1 protein-coding gene and 2 pseudogenes are annotated in these 2,145 nt (G+C 69.8%); all 3 read left to right on the forward strand.

Annotation, left to right across the window (positions count from 1 at the left end; all coding sequences use genetic code 11):
* Positions 1-224, forward strand: a pseudogene (locus IY392_RS16555) (enoyl-CoA hydratase); the annotation flags it as partial.
* A gap of 39 nt (positions 225-263) precedes the next feature.
* Entirely contained in the window at positions 264-1,856 is a 1,593-nt protein-coding gene (gene fadD5 / locus IY392_RS16560; protein ID WP_194861815.1) for a fatty-acid--CoA ligase FadD5, read from the forward strand.
* Positions 1,857-1,897: 41 nt separating this feature from the next.
* Positions 1,898-2,145, forward strand: a pseudogene (locus IY392_RS16565) (ABC transporter permease); the annotation flags it as partial.

Raw genomic sequence — 2,145 nt, forward strand, 5'->3', positions numbered from 1 at the left:
CCGCGGACCTGCGCCCCGCGGCCGCCAAGCTCGCGCGCCGACTGGCCCGGGGTCCTCGCCGCGCACTGGAACTGACCAAGCGTGCCGTCACCGGGGCCACGCTCTCCGAGCTGGACGCAGCTCTGGCGCGCGAGCACGAGGGGCAGTGCGAACTCCTGGTGTCCGCCGACTTCGCAGAGGGGGTCGCCTCGATCCTCGAGAAGAGACGCCCCGACTTCTCCTGACCTGGTTCACCCTCACCGCTCCCCACGAAAGGCCGGATCATGACCACCACCACGACGGACCCCGTCGCCGAGCTCCACGCCGCCCGTCGCAACCACTGGAATTCCTGGGTGGCCACCCACGCCGAGATGAACCCCGACGGCGAGGCACTGCGCTACCTCGGCCAGACCACCACCTGGTCGCAACTGCACGAGCGCAGCGGCCTCTTCGCCGACGCACTGGCCCGTCGCGGGGTCGCCAGGGGTGATCGGGTCATGCTCATCACCCTCAACAACCCGGAGTTCGTCGAGGCGGTTCTCGGCATCAACGAGCTGGGAGCCATCGCGGTGCCGGTGAACTTCCGTCTCACTCCGCCGGAGCTGGCCTACCTCGTGAGTGACTGCGCACCGAAGGTCGTCGTCACCGACGCGATGCTGGCCCCGCTCGTCGGGGCGATCCGCGCGCAGGGTGAGGAGCCGGGCGACCACATCGTCATCGGGGGCGAGTCCGGTACGGAAGGCCAGACCACCTATGCCGACGCGCTCGCCGAGGAGGGCGCACCCCATCAGCCGGTCGACGTCCCCGAGGACTCTACGGCGCTCATCATGTACACCTCGGGCACCACGGGCCGGCCCAAGGGCGCGATGCTCTCCTATGAGAACCTCACCGCTCAGTCCTTGACCTGTATCCGGGTGTTCCGGCTCTTCGACGAGGACGGGCGCGCGCTGTGCGCGGCCCCGATGTTCCACATCGCGGCGCTCGGGTCGATCGCCCCGAGTCTCCAGCTCGGCGGCGTCACGGTGGTCCATCCGCTGCAGGCCTTCGACCCCGCGGCGGTCCTGGACACCCTCGAGGCGGAGCAGATCACCAGCGTCTTCCTCGTGCCCGTGCAGTGGCAGGCCGTGTGCGCCGAGCAGCAGGCCCGCCCGCGGACGCTGGTGCTGCGCAACATCTCGTGGGGTGCGGCCCCGTCCACGGACACGATCCTGCGCGCCATGTCGGAGACGTTCCCGGACGCGCTGAACTGCGCGGTGTTCGGTCAGACCGAGATGAGCCCCATCACCTGTGCTCTCGACGGCGACGACGCGATCCGCAAGCTCGGGTCCGTCGGCAAGGTCATCCCCACCCTCCAGGCCCGGGTCGTCGACGCCTTCGGGGAGCCGGTCGGGCCCGGCGAGGTGGGCGAGATCGTCTACCGCGGACCCACCACCATGTCCGGGTACTGGAACAAGCCCGCGGAGACCGCGGAGGCCTTCGAGGGTGGCTGGTTCCACTCCGGTGACCTGGTCCGGATGGACGACGAGGGCTTCGTCTACGTCGTGGACCGCAAGAAGGACATGATCATCTCCGGCGGCGAGAACATCTACTGCGCCGAGGTCGAGAACGTCATCGCCGGCCACCCCCGGATCCGCGAGGTCGCGGTGATCGGTCGCAAGGACGACACGTGGGGCGAGGTGCCCGTGGCGATCATCGCCCAGCACCAGACGGACGAGCCCGACCTCGGCCTGGACGACCTCGTGGAGTGGCTGCGGGACAAGCTGGCCGGATTCAAGCTTCCCAAACACCTCGTCCACGTCGATGAGCTCCCCCGGAACGCCAGCGGCAAGGTGGTCAAGGGCTCGCTCCGCTCGGAGCACGGCTCCACGGGTGTCTGACCCGGCGGACGAGACGACGTCGGAACCCGGATACCACTGACATGGTCTTCCAACTCCCCGCGGGCCGAGGCCCGGTGGTCGATCTGGCGGGACAGGTCGGATCGCTGGTCGGCTACTCGGTGTTCACCCTGCTGAGCTGCGTGCGCACGGTCGCCAGGGGGCGGCTCTCGCTCGCCGAGACCCGCGACCAGGCCCTGTTCGTCGCGCGGGTGTGCTCGGTGCCGGCGCTGCTGCTGATGCTGCCGGTCGGCGTGCTCGTGGCCGTGTCGGTGGGGGAGTTGGCGGGCCG

The organism is Dietzia sp. SYD-A1 (assembly GCF_015356725.1).
Taxonomy (GTDB): Bacteria; Actinomycetota; Actinomycetes; order Mycobacteriales; family Mycobacteriaceae; genus Dietzia.